The organism is Acinetobacter sp. ANC 3903, from assembly GCF_002135315.1.
In the GTDB taxonomy this organism is placed as follows: Bacteria; Pseudomonadota; Gammaproteobacteria; order Pseudomonadales; family Moraxellaceae; genus Acinetobacter.
Genome location: NZ_NEGA01000021.1, coordinates 1 through 24,935 on the forward strand (window position 1 = coordinate 1; position 24,935 = coordinate 24,935).

At 37.9% G+C, this 24,935-nt stretch carries 22 protein-coding genes and 2 pseudogenes; 8 read left to right on the forward strand and 16 right to left on the reverse strand.

What is annotated here, in order from left to right; translation table 11 throughout:
• Positions 1–240 (forward strand): annotated as a pseudogene (locus B9T29_RS16635) (IS5/IS1182 family transposase); the annotation flags it as partial.
• Between the two features lie 245 nt (positions 241–485).
• Here B9T29_RS16635 and B9T29_RS16315 read toward each other — a convergent pair.
• Both B9T29_RS16315 and B9T29_RS14435 read right to left on the reverse strand, forming a co-directional pair.
• Positions 486–632, reverse strand: a complete 147-nt coding sequence (locus B9T29_RS16315; RefSeq protein ID WP_171264064.1) for a hypothetical protein — start codon at positions 630–632, stop codon at positions 486–488.
• A 214-nt stretch (positions 633–846) separates the two neighbouring features.
• Complete coding sequence (locus B9T29_RS14435) at positions 847–1,920, reverse strand: sigma-54 interaction domain-containing protein (protein WP_086176594.1); 1,074 nt, start codon at positions 1,918–1,920, stop codon at positions 847–849.
• A gap of 622 nt (positions 1,921–2,542) precedes the next feature.
• On the opposite strand from B9T29_RS14435, the gene B9T29_RS14440 reads away from it, so the two are divergent.
• Positions 2,543–3,739, forward strand: coding sequence for an acyl-CoA dehydrogenase family protein (locus B9T29_RS14440; RefSeq protein WP_086176595.1), 1,197 nt, complete (start codon positions 2,543–2,545; stop codon positions 3,737–3,739).
• Between the two features lie 72 nt (positions 3,740–3,811).
• Entirely contained in the window at positions 3,812–4,888 is a 1,077-nt protein-coding gene (locus B9T29_RS14445) for a sigma-54 interaction domain-containing protein (RefSeq protein ID WP_086176596.1), read from the forward strand.
• Between the two features lie 78 nt (positions 4,889–4,966).
• Here B9T29_RS14445 and B9T29_RS14450 read toward each other — a convergent pair whose 3' ends face one another.
• From B9T29_RS14450 to B9T29_RS16320, 11 genes are all read right to left on the reverse strand, one after another.
• Complete coding sequence (locus tag B9T29_RS14450) at positions 4,967–6,196, reverse strand: monooxygenase (RefSeq protein ID WP_086176597.1); 1,230 nt, start codon at positions 6,194–6,196, stop codon at positions 4,967–4,969.
• A gap of 71 nt (positions 6,197–6,267) precedes the next feature.
• Entirely contained in the window at positions 6,268–7,383 is a 1,116-nt protein-coding gene (gene sfnG, locus B9T29_RS14455; RefSeq protein WP_086176598.1) for a dimethylsulfone monooxygenase SfnG, read from the reverse strand.
• A 51-nt stretch (positions 7,384–7,434) separates the two neighbouring features.
• A complete protein-coding gene (gene msuE / locus B9T29_RS14460; protein WP_086176599.1) occupies positions 7,435–8,115 on the reverse strand; it encodes an FMN reductase in 681 nt (226 codons plus the stop codon).
• Positions 8,116–8,408: 293 nt separating this feature from the next.
• Positions 8,409–9,188: an ABC transporter ATP-binding protein gene (locus B9T29_RS14465; protein WP_086176600.1), complete on the reverse strand. Its 780-nt coding sequence runs from the start codon at positions 9,186–9,188 to the stop codon at positions 8,409–8,411.
• A 15-nt stretch (positions 9,189–9,203) separates the two neighbouring features.
• Positions 9,204–10,613 (reverse strand): ABC transporter substrate-binding protein, encoded by a 1,410-nt coding sequence (locus tag B9T29_RS14470; RefSeq protein WP_086176601.1) that lies wholly within the window; start codon positions 10,611–10,613, stop codon positions 9,204–9,206.
• A gap of 49 nt (positions 10,614–10,662) precedes the next feature.
• Positions 10,663–11,733 carry a branched-chain amino acid ABC transporter permease gene (locus B9T29_RS14475; RefSeq protein WP_086176602.1) on the reverse strand — a complete coding sequence of 357 codons (1,071 nt, stop codon included), beginning with the start codon at positions 11,731–11,733 and terminating at the stop codon, positions 10,663–10,665.
• 3 nt (positions 11,734–11,736) lie between these two features.
• A complete protein-coding gene (locus B9T29_RS14480) occupies positions 11,737–12,618 on the reverse strand; it encodes a branched-chain amino acid ABC transporter permease (RefSeq protein ID WP_086176603.1) in 882 nt (293 codons plus the stop codon).
• Between the two features lie 37 nt (positions 12,619–12,655).
• Positions 12,656–13,453, reverse strand: a complete 798-nt coding sequence (locus B9T29_RS14485) for an ABC transporter ATP-binding protein (RefSeq protein ID WP_086176604.1) — start codon at positions 13,451–13,453, stop codon at positions 12,656–12,658.
• A 3-nt stretch (positions 13,454–13,456) separates the two neighbouring features.
• Entirely contained in the window at positions 13,457–14,620 is a 1,164-nt protein-coding gene (locus B9T29_RS14490) for an AMP-binding protein (protein WP_086176605.1), read from the reverse strand.
• A gap of 2,119 nt (positions 14,621–16,739) precedes the next feature.
• Positions 16,740–17,018, reverse strand: coding sequence for a hypothetical protein (locus tag B9T29_RS14505; protein ID WP_213033307.1), 279 nt, complete (start codon positions 17,016–17,018; stop codon positions 16,740–16,742).
• Entirely contained in the window at positions 17,011–17,163 is a 153-nt protein-coding gene (locus tag B9T29_RS16320; RefSeq protein WP_171264065.1) for a hypothetical protein, read from the reverse strand. Before B9T29_RS16320 ends, B9T29_RS14505 begins: the two co-directional genes overlap by 8 nt.
• Positions 17,164–17,303: 140 nt before the next feature.
• Here B9T29_RS16320 and B9T29_RS14510 point away from each other — a divergent pair, with 140 nt between their 5' ends.
• From B9T29_RS14510 to B9T29_RS14530, 5 genes and pseudogenes are all read left to right on the forward strand, one after another.
• Positions 17,304–17,555 carry a hypothetical protein gene (locus B9T29_RS14510; RefSeq protein WP_143223897.1) on the forward strand — a complete coding sequence of 84 codons (252 nt, stop codon included), beginning with the start codon at positions 17,304–17,306 and terminating at the stop codon, positions 17,553–17,555.
• Positions 17,552–17,812, forward strand: a complete 261-nt coding sequence (locus tag B9T29_RS14515) for a hypothetical protein (RefSeq protein WP_086176608.1) — start codon at positions 17,552–17,554, stop codon at positions 17,810–17,812. Before B9T29_RS14510 ends, B9T29_RS14515 begins: the two co-directional genes overlap by 4 nt.
• Before the next feature lie 112 nt (positions 17,813–17,924).
• Positions 17,925–18,146, forward strand: coding sequence for a hypothetical protein (locus B9T29_RS14520; RefSeq protein WP_086176609.1), 222 nt, complete (start codon positions 17,925–17,927; stop codon positions 18,144–18,146).
• Positions 18,143–18,410, forward strand: a pseudogene (locus B9T29_RS14525) (hypothetical protein). Before B9T29_RS14520 ends, B9T29_RS14525 begins: the two are co-directional and overlap by 4 nt.
• Positions 18,411–19,004: 594 nt before the next feature.
• A complete protein-coding gene (locus tag B9T29_RS14530) occupies positions 19,005–20,213 on the forward strand; it encodes a multidrug effflux MFS transporter (RefSeq protein ID WP_086176610.1) in 1,209 nt (402 codons plus the stop codon).
• Between the two features lie 662 nt (positions 20,214–20,875).
• Here the strand turns inward: B9T29_RS14530 and B9T29_RS14535 are convergent.
• The 3 genes from B9T29_RS14535 to B9T29_RS14545 all read right to left on the reverse strand — a co-directional run bounded on the left by B9T29_RS14535 (position 20,876) and on the right by B9T29_RS14545 (position 24,727).
• Complete coding sequence (locus B9T29_RS14535; RefSeq protein WP_086176611.1) at positions 20,876–22,243, reverse strand: MFS transporter; 1,368 nt, start codon at positions 22,241–22,243, stop codon at positions 20,876–20,878.
• A 124-nt stretch (positions 22,244–22,367) separates the two neighbouring features.
• Positions 22,368–23,534: a CaiB/BaiF CoA transferase family protein gene (locus tag B9T29_RS14540; RefSeq protein ID WP_086176612.1), complete on the reverse strand. Its 1,167-nt coding sequence runs from the start codon at positions 23,532–23,534 to the stop codon at positions 22,368–22,370.
• Complete coding sequence (locus B9T29_RS14545) at positions 23,534–24,727, reverse strand: mandelate racemase/muconate lactonizing enzyme family protein (RefSeq protein ID WP_086176613.1); 1,194 nt, start codon at positions 24,725–24,727, stop codon at positions 23,534–23,536. Before B9T29_RS14545 ends, B9T29_RS14540 begins: the two co-directional genes overlap by 1 nt.
• Positions 24,728–24,935 lie beyond the last annotated feature (208 nt).

The following is a 24,935-nucleotide window of genomic DNA, read 5'->3' on the forward strand; positions in this document are numbered from 1 at the left end:
TCGCGAGAGCGAAATGAATTACTTCGAACAGTTAAACGTTTCGGCAGGACATTATGGAAAAAATGGTCAGGCTAGCATCGCCGAAGTTTGGTCGAAACTAAGATGCATTGCATCAAATTATTAGGCGATAAACTCAGCGCAAGGAGTTTTGATAGTCAGGTCAATGAAGTTCATGCACGTATAGCCGTGTTAAATAAATTTACAGAATTAGGCAGACCTCATACCCAAGTTGTCACTTAAATTTGAGCAACTTAGGAAAGCTCTATCTTTAAAATCTTTATGCAACAAAGCCACTCAACAGCACAAATTAATGTGTATCATAAAATGAAAAAAATCATCAAATTGATGAAAACCAGTATCTCTCAAAATATTCTGTGAATTTTAGATCTCTTTCATAAATCAAAAAATGTTCAATATTAGATTTTTTAAATCAGCACGGCCTCATTTTATTGATTTAGTTTTTTACCTTTTCGTAGGCAATCTCTCTACTTTTGAAAGGTCAAAATGAGGATCTCAAAATATATTTTGAGTCCGCAAGAAAAACCTTTTGTTTCCCATACACGACTTCCTGAGCCAGTTTTAAGCACTGCTTTAAAATGCAGCGCAAGGGATGGGAAACGTGTGGCATCCATGCCACCCTCATGAATCCAATATTTGCTAAAAATCTATTTTCAATTTTGGTTTTAAGAACAATTTTTAGTTTTTAAAATGATTTATGAAAGAAATTTTTTATAAAGCTTAAATTTTCGTAAAAAATGCAATCTATTGAAAAATAGTAATTTCATACTCAATAAAAAAAACCTCAAGAGTAATCTCTTGAGGTCATGAATATTTTAAAGCAGTATTTTATGCGGAAGCTTGTATACGTGTATTCGGTGACAATAAGCCATGTTTAATTAACCTAGCTCGAATAATATTACGGCTTACACCTAATAATTTAGCCGTGTGTAATTGATTTTGATGACAATACTCATAAGCTGCTTCAGTAATCTCTGCTTCAAACTGTTCATCAAGATCTTCAATGCCCTGCTCAAACCAATTAAATAATATATGTTTTAGTGTTTGATCCGAATTTTGATAAATAGACAAATTGTATTCACTAGATAACAAAGAATGTTTGAAACCAGATAGCTGAAAATCATAACTTTGAATCACACCATTTTTACACACCAGCAAAGCATGATGTATGGCATTTTCTAATTCACGAATATTTCCAGGCCAATGATAATCTTGCAATAACTGTTGAGCTTCTGGACTCAATTCAGGTGATTTACGTTTCAGACTCTGTGAGTAATCATCAATAAAATGTTGTGCTAATGGAAGGATATCCCCTATACGTAAGCGTAATGGCAAAATATTCAAAGAGGCGACTTTTAATCTAAAATATAAATCTTCTCTAAAATTTCCAGCATATACGGCTTCTTCAAGACGAATATTTGTTGCGGCAATTATCCGGACATCAATCTTATGCGTCTTTCGAGAACCTAAACGGACGATTTCATTTTCTTGTAAAATACGTAAGAGTTTAACTTGAATGTTAGGTGATAAATCTCCAATTTCATCTAAAAAAATCGTTCCTCCCTGTGCTGCTTCAAACCAACCAATTTGCTGGTTAATTGCCCCGGTAAAAGCACCTTTTTCATGTCCAAATAGTTCTGTTTCTGCCAAAGTATCGGACAACGCCCCACAATTCACCGCGACAAAAGGCTGATGTTTTCGGTTTGAAAGTAAATGAATTTTTCGAGCAACCAACTCTTTACCAGTACCTGTTTCACCAATAATCAGAGCAGTCGCCTCACTCGGGGCAATTTGTTCGATATAAGACATAAGCCGTTTTGAATTTTGGTCCTCAAATACATATGCACTGGCTTTCACCGTACGCATCAGTTGACGAGATTCGGGATGTTTTACGATATCCAAATTAATCTCCAAAATTCAAAATAAATAAGTTAAATGCAAACCGATTTATCAAATATAATCATATTGATAAAGAAAAAAATGATCTATATATGATGTTTCAATAATTACATCAGTAAATAAGTTCAGTAATGGCTATTAAATAAGTTTTAATAATAAGAAACCAATAATATTAACTGCTATTAATATTAAATTTAATTATTTACCTTTTTACTCTGATTTATTCCACACTCTTTATAATGTTCGTAATAAGTGTTTCTGTTTCAACAGAAAATCAATATTTTATTCTTCCGGAGAATACCAATGAGCCACAATTTTACTGTAAATAATTGAATTTAAAAATTATTTAATTTTAATAATGTTTGTACTCAGCTTAAATGAGATCATAAATTTGAGAATGAAGTATGGATATTTTTTGTTTTTTACTTACCTATGGTAATAGGCAATTTCTTAGAACAAATCTAAGTGCGGATACTTTTGGGATAGTACGGCTTTCTTATTCTAACTGAACGTTCATGTGACGATTCATAATGTGATCCTCATTTCAATTCATATCAAAAATTGGAAATGAAAATCCTCTTTATATTTCTAACCTAATGCTAACCCAAATACAGGATAAAAAATTGTGAATATTTTAAATAAGAGTCATCGTCTTTGTAGTCTTTCAGATGTCATTCCATCTGCACAATTTTTAGCTCAACAGTTCGCCCAAACTGCTATACACCGAGATAGAACTGGTGGTACGCCAAAATATGAACGAGATCTAATCCGTCAAAGTGGGTTATTGGCTTTATCCATTCCTCAGGAATTTGGTGGTTTTTCAGGTACATGGAAAGATACCTTTGATGTTGTCCGAATTTTTGCTCAGACTGACAGTTCAATCGCTCATGTCTTTGGTTTTCATCACTTATTACTTGCAACTATCCGCCTATTTGGCAATGCTCAACAATGGCAACGATGGTATAAAGTCACTGCAGAAAAATCATGGTTTTGGGGTAATGCCTTAAACCCACTTGATAAGCGGACAATTGTTAAACATCAAAATGGATGGTACGAATTTTCAGGGAAAAAAAGTTTTTGTTCTGGTGCTTTAGATTCTGAGATGTTGATTGCATCAGGCATTGATGAAAATAATGGTAAATTACTGATTGCTGCTGTGCCTACTTCCCGTTCAGGTATTACACTCTATCATGATTGGGATAATATTGGGCAACGCCAAACAGATAGTGGGAGTTCAATTTTTGAACGCGTACGTGTCGAAGCTAAAGATATGCTGCTCGATCCTGGGCCGTTAAGTACCCCTTTTTCTTCTCTTAGACCTCTGATTGCCCAGCTGGTTTTTGTCAGCATGTTTTTAGGTGTTGCAGAAGGTGCTTTTACAGAAGCCAAGCATTATACAAGAAATGAATCTAAGGCCTGGTTTTTATCAGGTGTTGATCAAGCAAATGAAGACCCATATATATTGCGTCATTATGGTGAATTTTGGTTAGCATTAGAGTCATTAAAATTACTTAATCAAAATGCTATCGCTAAATTACAGCAGGCATGGGATATCGCTGAAAATTTAACAGAAGCACAACGTGGAGAGGTTGCTCTGGCTGTAGCTACAGCAAAAGTAGCGGCAACTCGTACCAGCCTGGACATCAGTAATCGCATTTTTGAGGTTACAGGAGCCCGAGCCACACATGCTGCTTTATGCTTGGATCGTTTTTGGCGTAATGTTCGAACCCAAAGTCTGCATGATCCCGTGGAATATAAAATTAAGGACTTGGGGCAATGGGCATTGAATGATATTTATCCCAAAGCATCCTTCTATTCATAATCATATTAAAACTCAGCAAATCTCTCATAAAGAACAGATCGGTCCATGTATATGGAAGAAGGAATAAATTAGATGCATCAGGATATTATTACGCTACCCGAAATTAAGGAACGGAGCCATTCACATAAAGCGACAGCACAGGTTTTTCATGATCCTGAATCAAAAAAATTACTGGAATATATTAAACAAATAGCCCCAAGTGAAGCCAGTGTACTCATTCATGGGGAAACCGGTACAGGCAAAGAGCTGATTGCACGCCAAATACATGATCATAGTCATCGCAGAAATAAACCTTTTATTGCAGTCAACTGCGGTGCATTTTCAGAAACACTGGTTGAAAGTGAGCTTTTTGGCCATGAAAAAGGAGCATTTACGGGAGCACTTTCAAGTAATGCTGGATGGTTTGAGGCAGCAAATGGAGGAACGTTATTATTGGATGAAATTGGAGACCTATCAAAACGCATTCAAGTCAAATTGCTTCGAGTACTACAAGAACGTGAAGTCGTGCGGCTAGGTTCACGTAAAAGTATTCCCATCAATGTTCGAGTACTGGCAGCAACCAATGTTAATCTGGAGCAGGCTATCCTCGCTGACCAATTCCGTGAAGATTTATATTATAGATTAAATGTTATTACTTTAAATATTAAACCATTACGTGAACGTAAAGGGGACATTTTACCCCTAGCCTATCATTTCATTGATAAGTACCATGCCCAGCTTGGTTATAATAAAGCTGAGTTTTCAGATGCTGCAAAAGATAAAATCAGAAAATATTCATGGCCTGGCAACATCCGTGAATTAGAAAATGCGATTCATCATGCCCTGCTTATTTGTCAAAATAACATGATTGAAAGTGATGACCTTAGCCTGCTTAAATCACCTTCACAGTCACATCAACCTAAGCTAGATGAACATAAAATTGAACCAGTAATTGATCCAAAATTAAAAGAAGTTTTTCATAGCCTATTCCAGCAACATCAAGGGAAAGTTTATGCTCAGTTTGAAGATCAATTATTGCGCATTGCATATCATTATTGTCATCAAAATCAGGTTAAAACAGCACAACTATTGGGACTAAGCCGCAATGTAATTAGATCACGTCTTATTGAATTAGGTGAACTCATTGTGAGCAAACGTGGAGCAGAATAATTGAAATTCATGGAATTTTAAACATGCAACTCTGATTTTCACCTAGAGCTGCATGTTCTACTATTGAGAACTTTGATTCTATTCTTTACTTCCACCACCTATTTGCCATACATAAACCGGTTCTGTTCCATTAACTTCCCAGTCCCCTATAATTTTTTCTTTATAAATAAGTGGATTATGAGAAGACACTGTACGAGCATTACGCCAGAAACGATCTAAGGATTTTTCACGACTCGCTGCTGATGCACTTAATGCATTAAACAAATTACTGGTTAACTCTAATACTAAATCTGAAATTACAACTTGTCCTTGTGCAGATTCTATCTCGGCCAGAAGATTAGCTTGTTTTTCCGATTCCTGATCCAGAGAAAAATGTGATTGATATGCCTGCTGAGATGCTCTGGCAGCTTGCAAAGCTATAGCTTCAGCTGCATAGGCCTGAGCGGATGCCTTCCCAATGACTTGCAAAACTTGAACATCCTGATCCACACGACTTCCATTACCATGACTAAACACGCGTGTCCGTTGGCGGACTTGATGGCTAAATTCTTCAACAGCTGCGTGTGCAATACCTGCAAGTGTAGATAGATGAAATAACTGATAAAATGCGGTTTGATATTTGAATCTGGTATTAAAGGAAATCACCTCATCTACTTCAGCATTCAATAAGGTTGTGGTTCCGCTTCCCGTAGTTCGTTGACCAAAACCATCCCAGTCATCCTCAATTTTCACCCCGTGCTGTGCTGTACGAGTTGCAGCAATAACAGATTCACCCGTATCAGCATCTTGAGCATATAAATCTAACCAATCCGCAAAAATGCTGCCAGTAGTGTAATATTTTTTCCCACTGACTAACCATTTTTCACCTTCCTGAAAGACTTTGGTAATCACATCACCAATTTTTACCGGACCAACTTCTGTCCAGGCATTACCAACGATTTCACCATCAGTAAAACGCTGAAACCAATGGCTCTGATCTATATCTCGATGCGCATTCAGTCGATCTTCTACGAATGCAAAATGACCACGCAATGTTTGAGTTACATTGGAATCCGCTTTAGCCAACTCAATTAAAAGCTTAAACAATTGAGGAATAGAAGCACCATCCCCTCCCTGTTCAACTGGTACACGGACTGCTCCAAAACCTGCTTTTTTTAACCAATTGATTTGCTCGAAAGGTAAAATACGATCCTGTTCACGCTGTACTGTCCCTTCTGCAATTTTAGTAAAAATGGGACGATATTTTTGTGCAAGTACTTCATAATCCGCACTATGGTTTAAATCAGTAATATTTTGCAAAGTTGTCATATCTGCTTCCTGTATACATCTTTAAACAAGATGTTAAAAATAGAATTTTCTTATGGTTGATTTGGCCAATTTTAACCCGCTGCCTTAATTTGCTCTTTTTCTTGTGCTTCCAGTTCACGCACTAGAGGCAGAACTTTTGCTCCAAAGTATTCAACTTCTTCAATAAAGTGTAAAAAACCAGACAAGATCAGATCTACACCCGCCGCTTTTAATGCAACAATACGCTCAGCAATTTGCTGCGGTGTTCCAATAAGATTGGTTTTAAAACCATCGTTATACTGCACCAGGTCTTCAAAAGTTGATTTTGCCCAGTTGCCTTCACCCTCTGGACTGGCTGCACCAGCCTGACGCGTTGCATCACCAAATGCATGAACCGCTTCTGGATTGGCTTTATCTATGATTTCCTGTAGAACAGCTCTTGCTTCTTCTTCTGTATCTCGAGCAATAATAAAAGCATTCACACCAATCTTGACTTGATGATTATTTTTTTGAGCTTTTTCACGAATATCTTGAATTTGTGCTTCGATACCTTCAACCGTATTTCCATTGGTAAAGTACCAGTCCGATACTCTTGATGCCATATCTCGTGCAGCACGTGAGCTCCCGCCTTGGAAGATTTCCGGGTGCGGTTGCTGCAATGGTTTTGGCTTCAATGTGTAATCTTTGAACTGATAATATTTACCCTTAAAATTAAAGTTATCTTGAGTCCAGATTCCTTTTAAGGCGCGAATAAACTCTTCAGAACGGGCATAGCGTTCATCATGCGTAGGCCATTCTTCACCAATCGCATCAAACTCTCCCTGAAACCAGCCACTGACTACGTTAATAGCGATACGGCCTTGAGTTAAATGATCAATTGTTGCCAACTGTTTCGCAGCTAATGCGGGTTTCCAAGGACCAGGTAAAATAGCTGCAATGACTTTTAATTTTTCAGTTGCAGCCAAAATTGCATGACTGAATGAAACTGATTCATGCTGAAATTCAGCACCATAACCCGCAGTAAAACGGATTTGAGACAATGCATAATCAAAACCACTTTTTTCTGCAACCTGTGCCAAACGACGGTTATAATCAATATTCCACTCAGTACGTTGTTCAATATTACTGACTACAAGGCCACCACTAACATTAGGCACCCAATATGCAAAACGGATGTCGTGAGAATTATTCGTATTTTCTATAGCCATGTTAAAACTCCTTAATTTGTATCATTAGAAAATAAATTAAATAGATAAGAACTAACCCACCTTTTGGGTCACTTTTAAATTTGGAATATGTTTAAAAAACAGGGTGCGATTATCGCTAATATACTGATTAAGCTTAATATCTTTCTCAGCCTGATCTTTACTACTAAAAGCTAAATTGCTGGCAAATAATAATTGGGGAATTGAGCGGCTCACAGCAAGTTTGATTCTTTCAATTAATAATTGATCTACGATTTGATAATTTTCGAAATCTTTGTCTGTTGCAAACACGCCTATAGGTAAAATCTGGGCTTGAAAAAAGCTGAATAGGGGACGAAATTGATGATCAAGCATTAAGGCATGACGCTCACTGCCCCCAGATGCAGCCAATAATACTGGCTTATCAACTAATGCAAATTGATCGACATAGTCGAACAAATGTTTAAATAACCCCGTATATGAAGCCCGGTATACTGGACTAGCCACAATCAAAGCATCTGCTGTTTCAATAAGATCAAGTGCCTGCTGAACTTCAGTTGCAAGCAAATCCCGTCTGGTGGCACCATTCACTAAATGACCAATTTCACTTAATTTTACATATTTTATTTCGATATCAATGTGTTGCTGTAACTCGGCTAATATTGCATCGACCAATGCTTCTGTTTTTGAAGGTGTTTGAGCTGAGCCTGTAACAGCCACTAGCTTTAAAGGGTGAAAAGAAGATATTAAACTCATCATAAATAACCTGAATTGGGCTTAAAATACATAAATCAGTATTCCGTTTAGGTTTATATACGCGAAAATCATGCCAATATATTTATACTTATATTTCAATAACTTAAATAAAATAATATTAAAACCTATTTCTTCTTAAATACATTATTTGTTGGAATAGTGTTCCCCTAACAACACTTATTTATTTTGTCATACAAAAAAAAAGCGCTGATAAATCAGCGCTTTTTTATAAAACTTAGCAGCATATTTCAAGTGACCTTGAAATATGACCTAAAGAACTGTTATCCACAGAATCATACTGCTTTACCTAAATAGGCCTTTTGAATTTCGCCAGCTTCATACAATTCCCTTGTTTGGCCTGAAGCATAAACTGATCCATTGTCAATTACATAAGCATAGTCTGTATATTCAAGTGCCAAACGTATATTTTGCTCTGCAACCAGAAAACTTGTACCTTGCTGCTGACGTAATTGTTGAATTAACTCGAAAATTTCATAACTGATTTTTGGTGCTAATCCCATAGATGGTTCATCCAGTAAAACCAATTCAGGCTCAGTCATCAATGCCCGACCGATGGCCAACATTTGTTGTTCTCCACCTGAAGTATAACCAGCTAATGTCTGCTTTTTATCAGCCAGCCTTGGAAAATAATGATAAATTTTTTCCAAAGCCTGATTGAGTTTTTTCGTAGATAAGTGTTGTATAAAGCCGCCTGTCCGTAGATTTTCATCCACTGTTAAATGTGCAAAACAATGCCTGCCTTCAAGAACTTGAACCAAGCCTTTTTTCACAATATCACTCGGATTTTTACCACGGATTGACTCTCCCTGATATTCGATCTCACCTTGCTGAATTTTTCCATTATCTGCAAAAATCAGCTGCGATATTGCTTTGAGTGTCGTGCTTTTCCCTGCGCCATTTGCACCTAATAAGGCTACAACTGAACCTTTAGGTACAGTCAAACTGACTTGTTTTACAGCTAAAATGCTTTCTTCATAAACAACTTCAATATCTTTGACATTTAATAGCGGGCCAGTTTTGGCTGATTCAATCGTGTTTGATAATCCGGACATGCCGCAATCCCTCTCTTAATCTTCAGTAGCACAGTTCCGGACAGTAATACCCTGTTCTTTAGCATATTGTTGTGATGATTTTTCAATGATAGGGCGCAATAATTCACGATCTGCCTGTACCCAGTCACTAATCACTTTCCATGCTTGGCCATCCCATTGTTGGAAACGCACTGCTCCACCACCTTCGTGATCTTCACAGGACAGTTTTAGAGGTTGTACCAAACCATAAGCACCAAGTTCTTTTAAACGCTCATCTGTTAAATGGATGTTTTCAAAGCCCCAGCGAACTTCTTCACCCGTTAAAGGACGCTTACCAAATTTTTCTTGAGCTACACGAACAGCTTCTACATTTAAAATACCATTCACAACGCCAAGGTTATAATAAACCGTACCAAAACGTTTTTTATCAGCTAAGTCTGACTGGCCTTTATCTAAAACTAAAGATTTGATTTCTTGTAATACTGGAAAATTAGTTCCTGATGGATGGGTGGTGATAGAAATAAAGCCATTTGCAGCATTACCTGCTGGCGCTGCATCTTCTTCAGAGTTTGACCAGATATTCCCAATAATTTTATTTGTTGGATAGCCAACTTTTTGTGCCGTTTTTAAGGCAACTGGATTCATTACCCCCCAGCCCCGTAAAATAACCCAATCTGGCTGAATGCGTCGAATGTTCAACCATTGTGATTGTTGCTCATTACCAGGATGTGGTACTTCAATATGGGTGACTTCAAAACCATATTTTTTAGATAAAATATCAATTACAGGGATTGTTTCTTTACCATAAGGTGATCCATGGTAAAGCACGACAATTTTCTTGCCTTTAAGATTTTCAATACCACCACTTTGTTGTCCTAAATAATTCACAATCGCAGATACTTCACTGTAGGGGTTTAACTGCAAGGGAAATACATAAGGGAAAACACGACCATCTGTAGAATCTGTACGACCATGGTTAATGGTAATCAACGGCAATTTGTCTTTTGTAGAACGTTCTAGTGTTGCATAGGCAATTCCCACAGATAATGGATTGGTTGCTGCTGCTGGTGCTCCATTTAAACCTTTTTTCAAGCGTTCATAGCACTCAACCCCTTTTTCAACAACATATTCGGTTTCACATTCTGACCAGACCATCTTTACACCATTCACACCGCCTTTGGCATTAATCGCTTTGAGATAATCAATAAAGCCGCCAAAGAAACCTGTTCCACCTGATGCATAAGGGCCAACACGGTAACTCTGTAATGGGAAATATTGTGCATTCTGATCAGACAATTGTGCTGGTTCTACAGCAGTTGCTTGTGCCTGTGCTGGTGCTTTTTCTAATGGTTGTTCAGGTTTATCCTTTTTGGTGACCAAAACAATGATTACAAGGATGATCGCAATAGCAACCAACCAGAACCATAAGGATTTAAACAATTTCATTTTATGCCTCTAAATAGATAAGTAAATCAATGGAATTCATTCAAAGTAATTAATAACGTAATGGCCAGGCTCTTAATCGCTGATAAAGCGTGCGTAATAAACGGCTCAGACCTTCAGGCTCTTTGATAAGGAAATAAATAATCAAAGCACCAAAAATAATTTTTTGCAGATTTTGTAATAGCGCCTGGTCAATCCCCTGACCAAAAATAGCTTGGCCAAATACACTCAAAAAAATCGGAAGCAATACAATAAAAGCTGCACCATAGAAGCTGCCTGCTAAACTGCCTAGCCCACCAATAATAATGATGAATAGAATTTGAAATGAGCGGTTCAGATCAAGTCCATTCGCTTCAATTGTTCCAAGATAGGCAAAGGCCCACAGTGCACCGGCAATTCCGAGATAAAAGGAACTGATGGCAAATGCTAGTAACTTGGTTCTTCCGACTGGAATACCAATAGTGACGGCAGCTGTTTCCATGTCTCGGACGGCTCTAAAATTCCGCCCATATTGACTTTGGATAAGATTGCGGGCTAAAAAAGTCAGTACGACCACAATGCTCAATGTCAGCAGATAATGTTCAGCCGGACTACTCAGCGAATAACCCAATATTTCCATAGGTGGGACAGAAATCACCCCTGAAGCATTGTGATTAGTGAACCAGCCATACTGCGTGAATAACCAGGGAACAAAAAATTGAGCAGCCAACGTAGAAACAATTAAATAAAATCCTTTAATTCTCAAACTAGGCAAACCCACCAAAATCCCAAAGAGAGCTGAAATAAGTCCCCCCAAGAGAATACTCAGCAGTAACGGCAATTGAGGAACACGTAACTCCAGGTTATAAGTTGCAAATGCTCCCACAGCCATAAACGCCGCAGATCCTAATGACAATTGCCCTGCATAGCCGGTCAAAATATTTAACCCTAACCCTGCTAATGCCAAAACTAAATAAGGGACTAAAATGGCATTAAACAAATAGTCCGAACCCACAAAAGGCAGGAAGACAAAAGCGATTAACAGACCAAAATAGAACAAAATGCGATGTTCTTTTAAACGAAAAATACGCTGTTCATCTTGATAATGCTGAGGATATTGTCCTGATTGACTAAAAAGAAACATATATTAGACCCTCGCAACTTGCTGCTGACCGAACAAGCCTGTTGGTCGTACCAATAGGAACAGGATGGCGAGCAAGTATGGGAACCAGTTTTCTATACCTGAACCAATTAATCCGCCTAAATAGATTTCTGCGAGCTTTTCACTTGCACCAACAATAAGCCCTGCCACAATAGCGCCTGAAATTGAAGTAAAGCCACCGATGATCAATACCGGTAATGCTTTCAGTACAACCAGTGATAATGAGAATTGCACACCTAAACGAGCTCCCCACAATAGGCCTGCAACTAATGCAACAAAGCCTGCTACAGTCCAGACGAGAATCCAAATTTTATTGAGCTGAATCCCAATTGACTGAGCTGCAAGTGGATCATCAGCAACTGCTCTAAGGGAAATACCAAAACGCGTCTTGCTAAAAAGTAAAGATAAAATGATGACTAAACTTCCTGCTATCGCAGTCGCAAAAAGATCAAATTTGCTGAGCATAATTCCAAAGACATCAATAGGAGTGTCAGAAATTCCCAGATCTAGACCATGAACCTGTGTTCCCCATAGGGTTTGTGCTACACCCTCAATGACATAGCTTAATCCCAGCGTTGCCATAAATAAGGTAATCACAGAGCGGTTAATCAAATGCCGTAAAATCAATGCATCAATCAGCAAAACTAAAATAAAAATCGAGAATAAAGTCACAATGAATGCGACAAAGAATGGAATGCCGAGCTCTGTTAAATTAACAAAGGTCAATGCAGCAAAAAGTACTAACGCTCCCTGAGCAAAGTTAAATACTCCAGATGCACGATAAATCAACACAAAACCGATGGCGACTAAAGAGTACATAACCCCTGCGAAAGTCCCACCGAGTAATACTTCAAGAAAGAAAGACATGAAATAGACCTTAATTTTTTAATGAATTTTTAAGTATTTAACTGGCGTCAATCTCTTGCATCCCCAGATAAGCACTCAACACCTCTGGATGTGCCTGAATATCTGCTGCTGAGCCGTCTGCAATTTTTTGCCCATAGTCCAGTACAACAATGTGATCAGAAATATTCATAACCACACCTAAATCATGCTCAATCATTAAAATAGTGATTCCCAAACGCTGGTTTATCTTTTGAATAAAATTAGCAATACTTTGCTTCTCTTCATGATTCATACCCGCCATTGGCTCATCCAAAAGCAATAACTCAGGTTCAGCTGCCAAAGCACGTGCTAGTTCAACCCTTTTTTGCAAGCCATACGATAAGGTACTGACAATCTGCTCACGATATTCCTGTAAATTAAGCAGCTTTAAAATTTCTTCGACTTTATGACGCTGCTCATCATCATTTTTTTTAGCTTGTGGTAACGATAAAATTGCAGCAAATAACGAATACTTACTTTTTAATACTCGCCCCGCCAAGACATTATCCAATACCGACATTTGTTTAAATAAAGCCAGATTTTGAAAGGTTCGAGCAATTCCTAAATGCGGTGCATGCTTCGCTTTATAGTGATTAAGCATTTTTCCAGATAAAATAATCTGGCCCGACTGTGGCTGGTAAATACCATTAATAATGTTGATAACAGAACTTTTTCCTGCACCGTTCGGCCCGATCAAAGAACAAATATGTCCTTTATCTACCTTAAAACTCAGTTTTTTCAGGATTTGAGATGTGCCAAAAGCCAGATCAATATCCTTGACTTCTAGATAGGTCGTAGTGATTGATGTCATACTCATCTCCTACTGCACTACGCTGACTGAAATTACTGTTGTCTCATGATTAAAGTCAGCAAACTGGGTGATATTCCATTCTGCCTGCTGTCCCCAATACTCTACTTTTACGCCCAAGTTTTCGTAAAAACGTTGAGTAATTTCATCAAGCCCTTCTCCTACAATCAAAGCTGTTTTTAATCGAGAAAATCCTAACTCTTCCAAAATGGCTCGTTTGAATAATCCAAGAAGAATTTTTTGGAGAAGACTCAACGGTAACTGCTGCTGAGCTTGCAGTAATACAGTGTAATAAGCTTTTCTGAGCCAACTGCCTGATTGTGGCAAACGTTGAATAATGAGCTGTTCAACACGCTCATAAGTTGACTTCGTTCCAAGTACCAAGGTAGGTGCGATAACTTGTCTATCCTGATCCCGTGTTTGCAAAGTCTCAGGAATATTTAAGCTGAATCCAGCAAGTAACCATGCTGACCACAAATAACGAATATGCCCAATACTTGAAAATGCTCGAGCAATAAATGCTTCTTCATCTTCATTTAGCTCATGGGTTTGAACCAGTAACTCTGCTTCCTGAATTAGATCTTGATGTGAGTAATCAATACTGAATCTTTGATTGTTTTCAAAATGTTCAAAACTAAATGCAATTTGTGAAGCTGGAATATTTATACTGTTAAAATCAATCAATGGCGTTTTATTTTCAGCTAGCAAACTTGTCAAGTCGACAATATGTTCGTGCTGAATCTGCTTCAGATTATTTTGTTCAAGATAAAAAATATACGCTGGATCGCAATTTAAAGACTCGATTGAGACCAGCCACTCCAATTGCTCAACTAAAATATAGTCAGGTTTTAATGCTGCTAAATATTTGACAAAATCATGCTTAATGGAATTTTCAAAGCTTTGATCAAATAATTGAACCTTTCCACCTAATGCCTGTATGGCCAGACTGATTGCAACAATATCAACATTGGGACTACTACAAATTAAAAAAACCTGATCTTTTTTTAAACCCAATTTATCCAATGCTGATGCATATTTTTCGCTTCTTTTCAGTAATTCATGCCAGGTCCATTGCTCCCATCGACCTAATTTTTTATGTCTGAGTGCTATTGCTTTCGGTCTAAGTTGTGCGTGATAAGCCAACAAAGAAATAAGACTGTGCATAGATGCCGACATTCTGCAAAACTTCCTCCTCATATCGTTTGTAAAAACAATGTGAGACTTGAATAAATATTGCAGTATCTATTTCAATTTATGTGCCAAATATCATTATCAATAATATCAATCACTTATTTAATAGGCATACAGCGCCTTGCTTATTTTTTTCTAAAAAATGTTGAACTACTGTTTTATATGCAACAATTATCAAAATTTTTGGCAGATAGATTTAAAATTTTCTTATTTTATAAGTACTAAAAATATCATTGCTACTAAATACGTCCGGCAAAAGTTACTTTGGTAATTTCAAATCAACGTCTGGAATTACAGTACTTGGTCTGAAATCAACTTTATAGCGATATGTACTCACACCTTTGCTATTAAGTTGCTCGGAGAAATAAGTGACATTATCGGAAATACCTCATGAGTGTTTCTTGAACTCATCCGCACCAGTCTTACAAGTCACATCAACTTTGCGCTCACCAACTGGATCAAAAGAACACTTACCTTCAATTGTTTAGATGTATTCACCAGTGATGCCAATTGTGGAAAACAATACGGCGATCTTGGCATATGACAATTTACGCGAAGCAACTTGAGCATCACGTGAACAACCTACAGCTCCAATTGCACACATCAAGAGCCAACTGTTAGTAGTTTTGTTTTCATTGATTCATTATCCTTTAGCCAATAAAAAAGCCCAATCAAATTAATGATCAGGCTTATGTTATCTGGTTTGGTATTATTCAACTTCTTTCAAGCAATCCCGGCACACCTGGATTTCTTCATCATCAACCGTGTAATCGATTTCAGTGGCACCATGCAGGCCGAATAAACACATTAAGAATTGGAGCATAATTTTTTCCAAAAAAAAGTCCCATGCGAGGGATGCATAGGACTAAAACAAGAGAAACTACAGCGTTTCAATTCGTTGGCGCATTATAAATATGTATTTAAAATATATGAATAGCAAAAACTACCAAATCTATAAAAAATGAAAGTTTATAAATAAAAACCAGAGTATTCTCATACCTTGGTTTTTATACATATCCTAGAAAAAGAAAAGCCCCGACATATGAATGACGAGGCTTATATGTCGTAATACTTTCGACAAAATATAAAAATCTTCAATAAAAAACCTGCTTAACTCTCCCAAATTAAACAGGCCTAATTCTACTAATACCTTAGAATTTTTGGAGTTATTATTTGTTTTCACTGAATATAGAATTAAATTATTTCAAGATTATTAAAATAATAAAAAACATGATTATTAATTTAATTAATCGCATTTTTTTTAATCAATTATTACTTAACCTCTTTCAAACAATCCCGCCACACTTTAATTTCTTCATCATCAATCGTGTAATCGATTTCTGTCGCACCATGCAGGCCGAATAAATACATTAAGAATCGGAGCATATATTACCCTCAACGATATGGTCCCTTCACAAATGTATTTCTAGTTAAAAATATATGAAGGTACCATCAGGATATTTTAATTATGGTGAAACAGGATTTATTTAATTCGATCTAAGTAGCGACCATATGTAATCCATTTACACTTTCCACATTGCCACTCACTGCGAGCATTTAAATGGTTCATCTGATCCCCATGAATAGTTCGAATCAGCTTGTAATCATGCTTACAAAAAATAGATTTGATAATTCTCTTAATCATACCCCACCATCTTGTTAACTGAATTCCCTACACCCAACTCACAATCTAAACCTACAGTACTATTGGGAATTGGAATTAAATAAGGTCTACAGCTTTCCCGCATGCAAAAAAAAGCCCACTCAAGGAAAGTGATGTGGGCTTATAAACTAAGGACCTTGGGAGGTCATTCAGAAACTACAGCAGTTTCTATTGGTTATTTTGTACACTATTCAAATAGTTTTCACTGGCTGAATATTCCAAAAATTAAGATAATACAAAATAAATCAATATATTATAAAAACATAATTAATGATTTGTTAAATATTAAAAAAGTCCACTTAACCTGGGGAAGCTAAGCGGACTAGTACGGGGTATCATCTTTTTTATTTTTATTGCACTTTCTCTTTGGAGCAAAAAAAATATATCACCATGCTTTGATTTACAACGTATAGAGAATGCACAGGAACTGTTTTTACTCGTCTACTTTGGGTTATTTTTCTTTTTAAGGTATGGCAACTTTGATTTAAACATTACTTCATTTTTTGTCACCCTGAACTCTTTTTTTGTTCCAGGATGAATAAAAGTATTTTCATCATTTAGACCAATCACCTTTTCATTAATCACTATTTGAGGCAAAGGTACACATACAGGTTTTGTTCCGTATTCATTGAAAATCTTTTCAAACACCCGCTTTACCACTATCTTCATACCACAACGACTTATAGCTTTTACTTCTTTTAATATAAAAATTTTAGACATTTCCAATAACTCTTTTTATTTTTTTCCAAAGAATTATAGAAGTGCCATCTTTCTGTGTTGTAAATTTTTTATATAAATTTGTGATCAAAAAAAATCTAGTGGCGGCAATTAATCTTAAACCACTACGAATAGGGGAAGCCGCCATAAGGTACCCTGATATTGCTTACACAGAACATTTCTCAGGGCATTAAAAAAACCCACTATTTAGTGAGCTCTTAAATTCAATTCTTTGGCTTCCGTATATACACTTCAGCCTGATCTGTGGCATCGCACAACTTCATATCTTTGGATAGTCAAACCCCAGTATTTGGCCACATCCCATCAACAGGGATTCTTTACCAACAGCCACCATCAAGTGAGCAGATTGCTAAGGCAAATAAAGTTGCCAAGGTTAAGGCGGTTTTAAAAGAGTTTGCTGCTATTTCTTTAATTGGCATCACCGTTGTTTCAACCCTATTTACAGTTCGCAGCTGTTCAGATGATGCAGATCGTCAAACTGTGCAGGTAGTTAAGTTTCAGATGGAGGTGGGGAAATGAATGGTGCACATGAATATGCAGGTTTATTTAAATCTGCTCAGTATGGGAATCTCTACCTTCTTTCTCATCACCATGCTCGTGGACAAACATTCCAAATATTTGTCGTTCCTGAAGGTTTTCAGATTAAACCCGGGGAATTAATGCGCCACATGGTTGTATTGAGGTTTATGGAATTCTTGGTGGTCACCCTGGTTGGACTGAATTTTATGGTTGGATTCATAAAGGCCCTTGGCAGCAAGATTTCTACAAACTTATAGCTGAGCGCAGAGCTGAAATAGAAAAGCTTGAGCAAGAAAAAGCAGAAGTTTGAGCTAAAAGGGAGAAAGAGGAAAGAGTTGCAATGCCATTAGCAACTTATGGAGACCTATCATGAACGCTCAAACTAAACCTGAATTGTTCGCTCCTTGTTTTCCGCTGCTGAATATTGACCTAGTGAAAATTGAACTGGCTCGACTTGATGTTCTGGTTGATCAGGTGGCTGCTGACCTTGTGGGCTTATCGAATGCTGACACCACATCAACAGTAAATACGCATTGGATTACTTTTATGAAGATGCCAGATATAGAAAATTGTATAGAGGTGAATCAATGACAGCAATGGCAAACATGGGTAACTTTATTGTTGCCCTACCACCTTCAGACATTTGGTTGACAGATGATCAGGCGGCAGAATTTTTAAGTTATGAAAAAAGGATATTTCAAAGCATCTATTATTTGCTTAAAAGGATTCCCAAAACCAAAGTATGTTACAGAAACTGTAAAAGGCCGAAGATGGAACTTGAAACAATTATCTGACTGGCTAAATGAAAGGCCGGAAGATTTGAAAAAAGCAGTAGGCAGACCCCGAAAAATATAGCGGGTTTTTTCTTGTCTAAAAAATGGATTACGCCAATATTACGCCAAAGCATATATAGGTTATTGATTTTATAATAAGTTGTGGTGCGCTCAGCGCGCACAATAATCGCTTGATAACATATTGATTTAAAAACATTTAATTTTAAATATTTTTAAATATACCGTATTAAATACCGTTAAAAACTACTCGATCTATTTGATCAATATAATTAAACAATTAAATTATTTTATTAAAATATTAGCCCGATCATAAAGTTCGATTTTAATTCCAGTAAACTTAGGTAACACCAATTGAAATAAGATACTAACTTACTGATTAAAAATAGATTTTATTGAATAAAAAATACATTTCCCTCTTTTTAACCCAATCAGATTTGAAGCTGCATAATAATTATATTAAAAAATTAACATAAGAAAATTAAACTCACTAAAAACCAAACAACCAGTTGATAGAAATAAAATATATTTATAGAATACGAGTGAATAACCATGAAAACTTAAATTTTCATCTATTACAGTACTGATGACAAAATTCATCGAACCATAAAATAATTTTATTAAATTATATTAACTTACAATTTTTAGGCAGCAGAAAATGAATCAAACCTCAGCCGCACCTTCATATACACTCGGTTGGGTATTTTTGCTGACGCTACTGACTGCGTTCAGCGCCTTATCAACAGATATGTATTTGCCCGCCTTGCCCATCATGGCAGATGAATATCACGTTAGCACACAAACCATTGCAAATACGCTCGGTGCCTATTTCTTAGGACTGGCTGGCGGACAGGTAATCTATGGTCCGCTCAGTGACCGTTATGGACGAAAACCTCCACTGTATTTAGGTTTATTTATTTATATTGCTGCCAGTTTCTGCTGTGCAATAGCACCCAATGACACTATTCTGCTAATTTGTCGTGTGTTTCAGGCTTTAGGCGGCTGTGCAGGCGTTGTGATCGCACGGGCGGCTATTCGTGACCGGCTGAATATGGAAGAATCAGCAAAAGTTTTTTCAACCATGTTATTAGCATTAGGCTTAGCACCAATCTTGGCACCCATTTTAGGTGCTTTATTAATTCAGTATTTCCATTGGTCCAGTATTTTTTATTTGCTCACTGCAATTGGCCTAGTTACTTTAATTTTGGTACATCTTTTTTTTCACGAAACACTTGCTCCGTCAAACCGCATAAATATCTCAGCCAAAGAGATTGCACGCAACTACATTAAGTTATTTAAAGATCGATCTTTTGCATTACCCATGTGTGCCGGAGCCCTGCTATACGGGACACTGTATTGCTATATCAGCGCATCTTCCAACTTATTTATAGATTTCTTAAATGTACCAGAGCAATATTTTGCCTATTTGTTTGGAATGAATGCTTTGGGCTTAATGCTGTTTGCATTCTTAAATAAACGCTTAATCCGATATTATTCAGTGAGTCAGTTATTTTTATCTGGCGCACTGATTCAAATGACAGGCATTCTGATCGTCAGTTTTAGTGCTTGGGTATATACAGACTCCCCGTACCTGATATTGTCAGGGTTATTTTTACTGGTCAGCGGTATAGGATTTACAGGCCCTAATTCCATGGCGATCGTCATGCAGAATCAAGCAAAACAAGCGGGTCTTGCCAGTGCTTTAATGGGCAGCGTCCAGTTTTTCTGCGGCTTTGTCATGACGGTACTATTATCTTTACTGCCGTTCAATATTCTGCAAAACATGAGCATTATCATGTTCATTACCGCTTTACCGAGTGTTTATTTTTCACATCATCACTTGCGAGTTGTTCAAGTAAGAACGTGAATCGTAGAAATACTCCCCTTTTCCAGTCGAATATGAAAGCAGCATTGGCTGCTTTTTGACTCATCAAATTGTGAATAGCTGAAAATCATACCCTGTGTATGGATTGATCTTGGAATATTAAAACTTATAAAAATGAGCTGAACTAAATCAGGAAAAATATTCCAGGGAAATAACCCCAGATACTTGTCTTTTGATTTTTCTAAAAGTCATCGCTCAGATCCATAAAAATTTAAAACGTATAGTATCTCTATGCATTCAGGAAAACTTTCAAAATCATAATATGCATATTCACTTAAATATCATAATTATACTGATGCCTGTTCACATAGGATGATGCAACAACATTATATTTCGATGGTCAAACGCATATATATGAATTGTATTTTTGGAATGAGATAAACATCGATTGAAGATGTAATGATATTGACTGAAATGTACTGCTGTTGTTGATTGTATTTTATTCATTTTGAACAATGACAGCCTATAACGCTAACTTAAGGTTCGTTGGAGCTAAAATCTTTATAGAGCCAGGACAATATTGAATATTCGCTAATTTAAAATTGGAGTGTGTAATGGCTTCAAATTCTTTTGCTTTAATCCAAATAAAAAACCAGCGATTTTCATCGCTGGTTTAGCTGTCTTGCGTTGAGATTTATCTGAACTTATACATTTGCATTCTGTAAATTGAGTGCTTCAGTTTTCTTGTTCTTTTTCAGCAAACGAGTCAGCAAGAACATTGAAATTGCTGCCAAGAATGCAGGAATTGTCAATAAATTCACAATCTGCTCACCTGATAAACCAGAAACCATGAGCCAGCCAACTGCGCCAGAACCCACGAATGATCCCAAGCGGCCTGCCCCACCTGCCCAGCTCACGCCGGTTGAACGGCAATGTGTTGGATAATAGCTAGAACAGAACACATGGATGCCCACATGTGAACCACTGATCCCTGCACCGATACCAAATATACCCAGAACAATTAGCATGGTACTTAAGTTGGCTACGCCAGCACTCAGTGCCAATACGCAAATTGCCCCAACAATATAAGAGATTGTTAAAGTGCGGCTATGACCCAATTTATCCATGAAAAAGGCAATGATTAACGCACCTACAGTACCGCCAATTTGGAATGCTGAAGTGATCCATGACGCACTTTGCATATCAAAGCCTTCATTTTTCAGAATCGTTGGCATCCAGCTGGAGATCATATAAATGATGATTGAGCCCATGGTAAAAGCACACCAGAACAAGATAGTGCCTAGGAAATAATCTTTACTGAATAACTCACGTACACTGACATTTTGCTTTTCAGTTACAGAAGCCACCAGCTCAGGAATTGGTTGACCTTTTGGTGACATTTTTTGAATCACCGCATCAATTTTTTCTTTAGGGAATTTATTCAACACCATAAAGCGTAATGATTCAGGCATAAAGCAATACAGCAAAGGTAAAATCACTAATGGTGCAACTCCACCAATGATGAGAATTCCCTGCCATCCAATCATCTGAATGAGCTGACCTGCCAACAACCCGCCCATTGCTGCGCCAATGGTATAGCCACAGAACATCACGGTAACCAAAGTCGAGCGGCGTTTGGTTGGACAATATTCAGAGGTAATGGTCACTGCATTCGGCATCGCACCGCCCAAGCCTAAACCAGTCAGAAAACGTAATACAATTAATACAGTTAAGCTTGGAGAAAAAGCAGAAATTAAAGTACCAATACTGAATATAATGACACTCCAGATGATAATTTTTTTACGGCCAAATTTATCTGCTAATGGCCCAAATATGAATGAACCCAGCATCAATCCAAATACGCCAGATAAAAATAGAGGTGCTAAATCGGCTGGAGTCAATGACCATTCGGCTATTAATGCAGGGGCAATAAATCCGACTGCTGCAATATCGAAACCGTCTAATGCCGCCACAAAAAAGCACAGTAAAATGATTACTTTTTGCAGTCCTGAAACGGGAATGCCATCAATAAATTGTTGAACGTCCATTCGTTCTGTTGTGTGCTGAGTCATCCTGAATCTCACTTAATTTTAGATTTTGTTATAACTGAACTCACATCCTTGTTATTCAGTAACCATGGTTTAAAGCTGCTTTAAAGAAAACTGATTTTCTTTAAAACGTATGAAGGTTTATCTGTTACAACTGCTGCGCCGCGGTCTTTAACAATTGTTCGCGCTCTTCAGTGCTGTAACCAAGCTCATTTAAAATATCCAGCGTATCGACTGCAACCGAATTGACCGGATTACATTGCAAAATTTTAGTTTTGCTGAATTTTGGTGCTGGACTTGGCTGTAAAATATCATTGACCACCGCATAGGTACCACGTGCTTGGTTGTGCGGATGGTTTGGTGCCTCCGACAAACTCAATACAGGTGAAAAACATGCATCTGTTCCTTCAAATATTTCACACCATTCATCGCGCGATTTACTCAGAAAAATCTCGGTTAAACGCTGTTTCAGCTGCGGCCATTTTTTCTGGTTCCATTGCTGCTGAAACTCAGAATCATTGCTTAAATTTAACTTTTCCAAAAACAGCGCATAAAATTGCGGTTCCATTGGACCAATAGAAATATATTTGTCATCCAAACACTTATAGCTATCATAGAAATGCGCTCCACCATCACCATTATTGGTTCCAGCTTCATCATTCCATAAGCCAGAAGATCTCCAGCCCTGAATCAACGCTGTCAGCAAGGCTGAACCGTCTGTAATTGCAGCATCTACGACTTGACCTTCACCTGTCTGCTTTGCATGTAAAGCTGCAGCCAACACCCCTGAAAACAGCAGCATGCCGCCCCCGCCAAAATCACCAATTAAACCAGGTGTTGGCGTCGGTTGACCATGAGCACGCGCAGTTGAGTGCAAGGCGCCAGTCAGTGAAATATAATTAATGTCATGACCTGCAGCTTGAGATAAGGGTCCAGTTTGCCCCCACCCCGTTACACGGCCATACACCAGTGCAGGATTGCATTCTAAACAGATATCTGGACCTAGACCTAATGATTCCATAACGCCCGGTCGGAATCCTTCAATCAAAATATCTGCTTTTTCAATCAGCTTTAAAGCAATTCCTTTCGCCTCAGGTGCTTTCAAATTCAGGGCAATAGATTCACGTCCCCGTGCCAGCACATCAGCGTCTCTTGCTGTTAATGCAGCCATCCCACCTTTTGAAGGCTTCACCGGACGATCTATTCGGATCACCCGTGCGCCTTGATCAGCAAGCATCATTCCTGCAAAAGGTGCAGGTCCAAGACCTGCAAACTCAATTACAGTCAGGTGGGATAATGGCCCTGTACGCACCATTATGCAGCCACCTCATTATTTCCTTCTACCGCACGGCCCTGAACACCCTGAGTTTTGTGGCTCACAAGAAATTCTTCATTCAGCTGAATACCCAAGCCTGGACCTTCATTTGGATAGCACATACCATTTTCGAATTTAGGAATGTTGAGTGCAATATCAGTACCTGCCGCAATATTTTTACTTTCCATCGTGCCATGAATCAATAACGGCCCAATAGATTCATTCAGACCTTGAGATGCCCATTCATTTGCAACCCAAAGATGTGCTGCCGGGCTATGTTCCAAACCGGAACCGATCATACAACCACAGTGAACTGGCAAACCAGCTAAACGTGCCATAGTCAGCCAGCGCTGTGCTTTCACCAAACCACCTACTTTTTGCAGTTTGATAAATAAACCATCAGCTGCGCGGCGGTCAATGATTTCTTTAAGATTGTGAAGTTCTTGAGCAGATTCGTCAGCATAAATTGGGGTCTTCACCTGAGCACGCAAACGCGCCATACCTTCAATATCCCAATGCGCAAGCGGCTGTTCAATCAGATCCAAACCAGCTGAATCAATGCGTCGAATCACGTGCAGTGCTTTTTCATAGCTCCAGAAACCGTTAGCATCAATGGTTAATACGGCATCCTGACCTACTGTGTCACGAACTGCATGCACCATATCAATATCATCTTGCAGCGTACCATGACCGATTTTCATCTTGAACAATTCAAAGCCCAACGCTTTAGCTTTTTGTGCTTCAGCAGCTACATCTTCAGGCTTACCTGCAGAAAGCACCCAGCCTTGACGTGAACCTTCTGAGGTACGTCCGCCTAGCAAATCATATACTGGTACGCCATACAACTTGCCTTTCAGGTCGTGAAGCGCGAAATCTACAGTCGCTTTTGCCTGATTATTGTCACGTACCAGCAAATCCATTTTTGCCACAATTTTTTCAATATTGCGTGGATCTTCACCAATCAAAATACGTGGCGCAATCACGCGCGTGATCATGGCAATAATTGATTCCTGCAATTCACCGCGATACCAAGAAGATGTATCTCCTGAATCTGAAATACCCACTGTTCCATCATCACATGTGATTTTTAACACAACGCTATCGATAGAGGTAATACGCGTGTTCGGCATAATAACTGGCTTTTTCAGTGGGGTAGATACTGGAAAACATTCTACTTTTACAATCTTTGGCATACTTCAATCCCTTCCGTTGTTCTTGCTTGTTTTAGCTTTTTGATCAAGCGCCGCTCAAATCTATGAGCTAAAACTGCGTCCTGATATCACTGTAAATTTTTTGATTCCATATAGATTCTCAGCTTTGGCAAACCTGATTTTTGTTGCCTCTGCTACACACCCTCTCGAAATTTTATTTCCATTCATCTACCAAAATAAGTATTCCGAG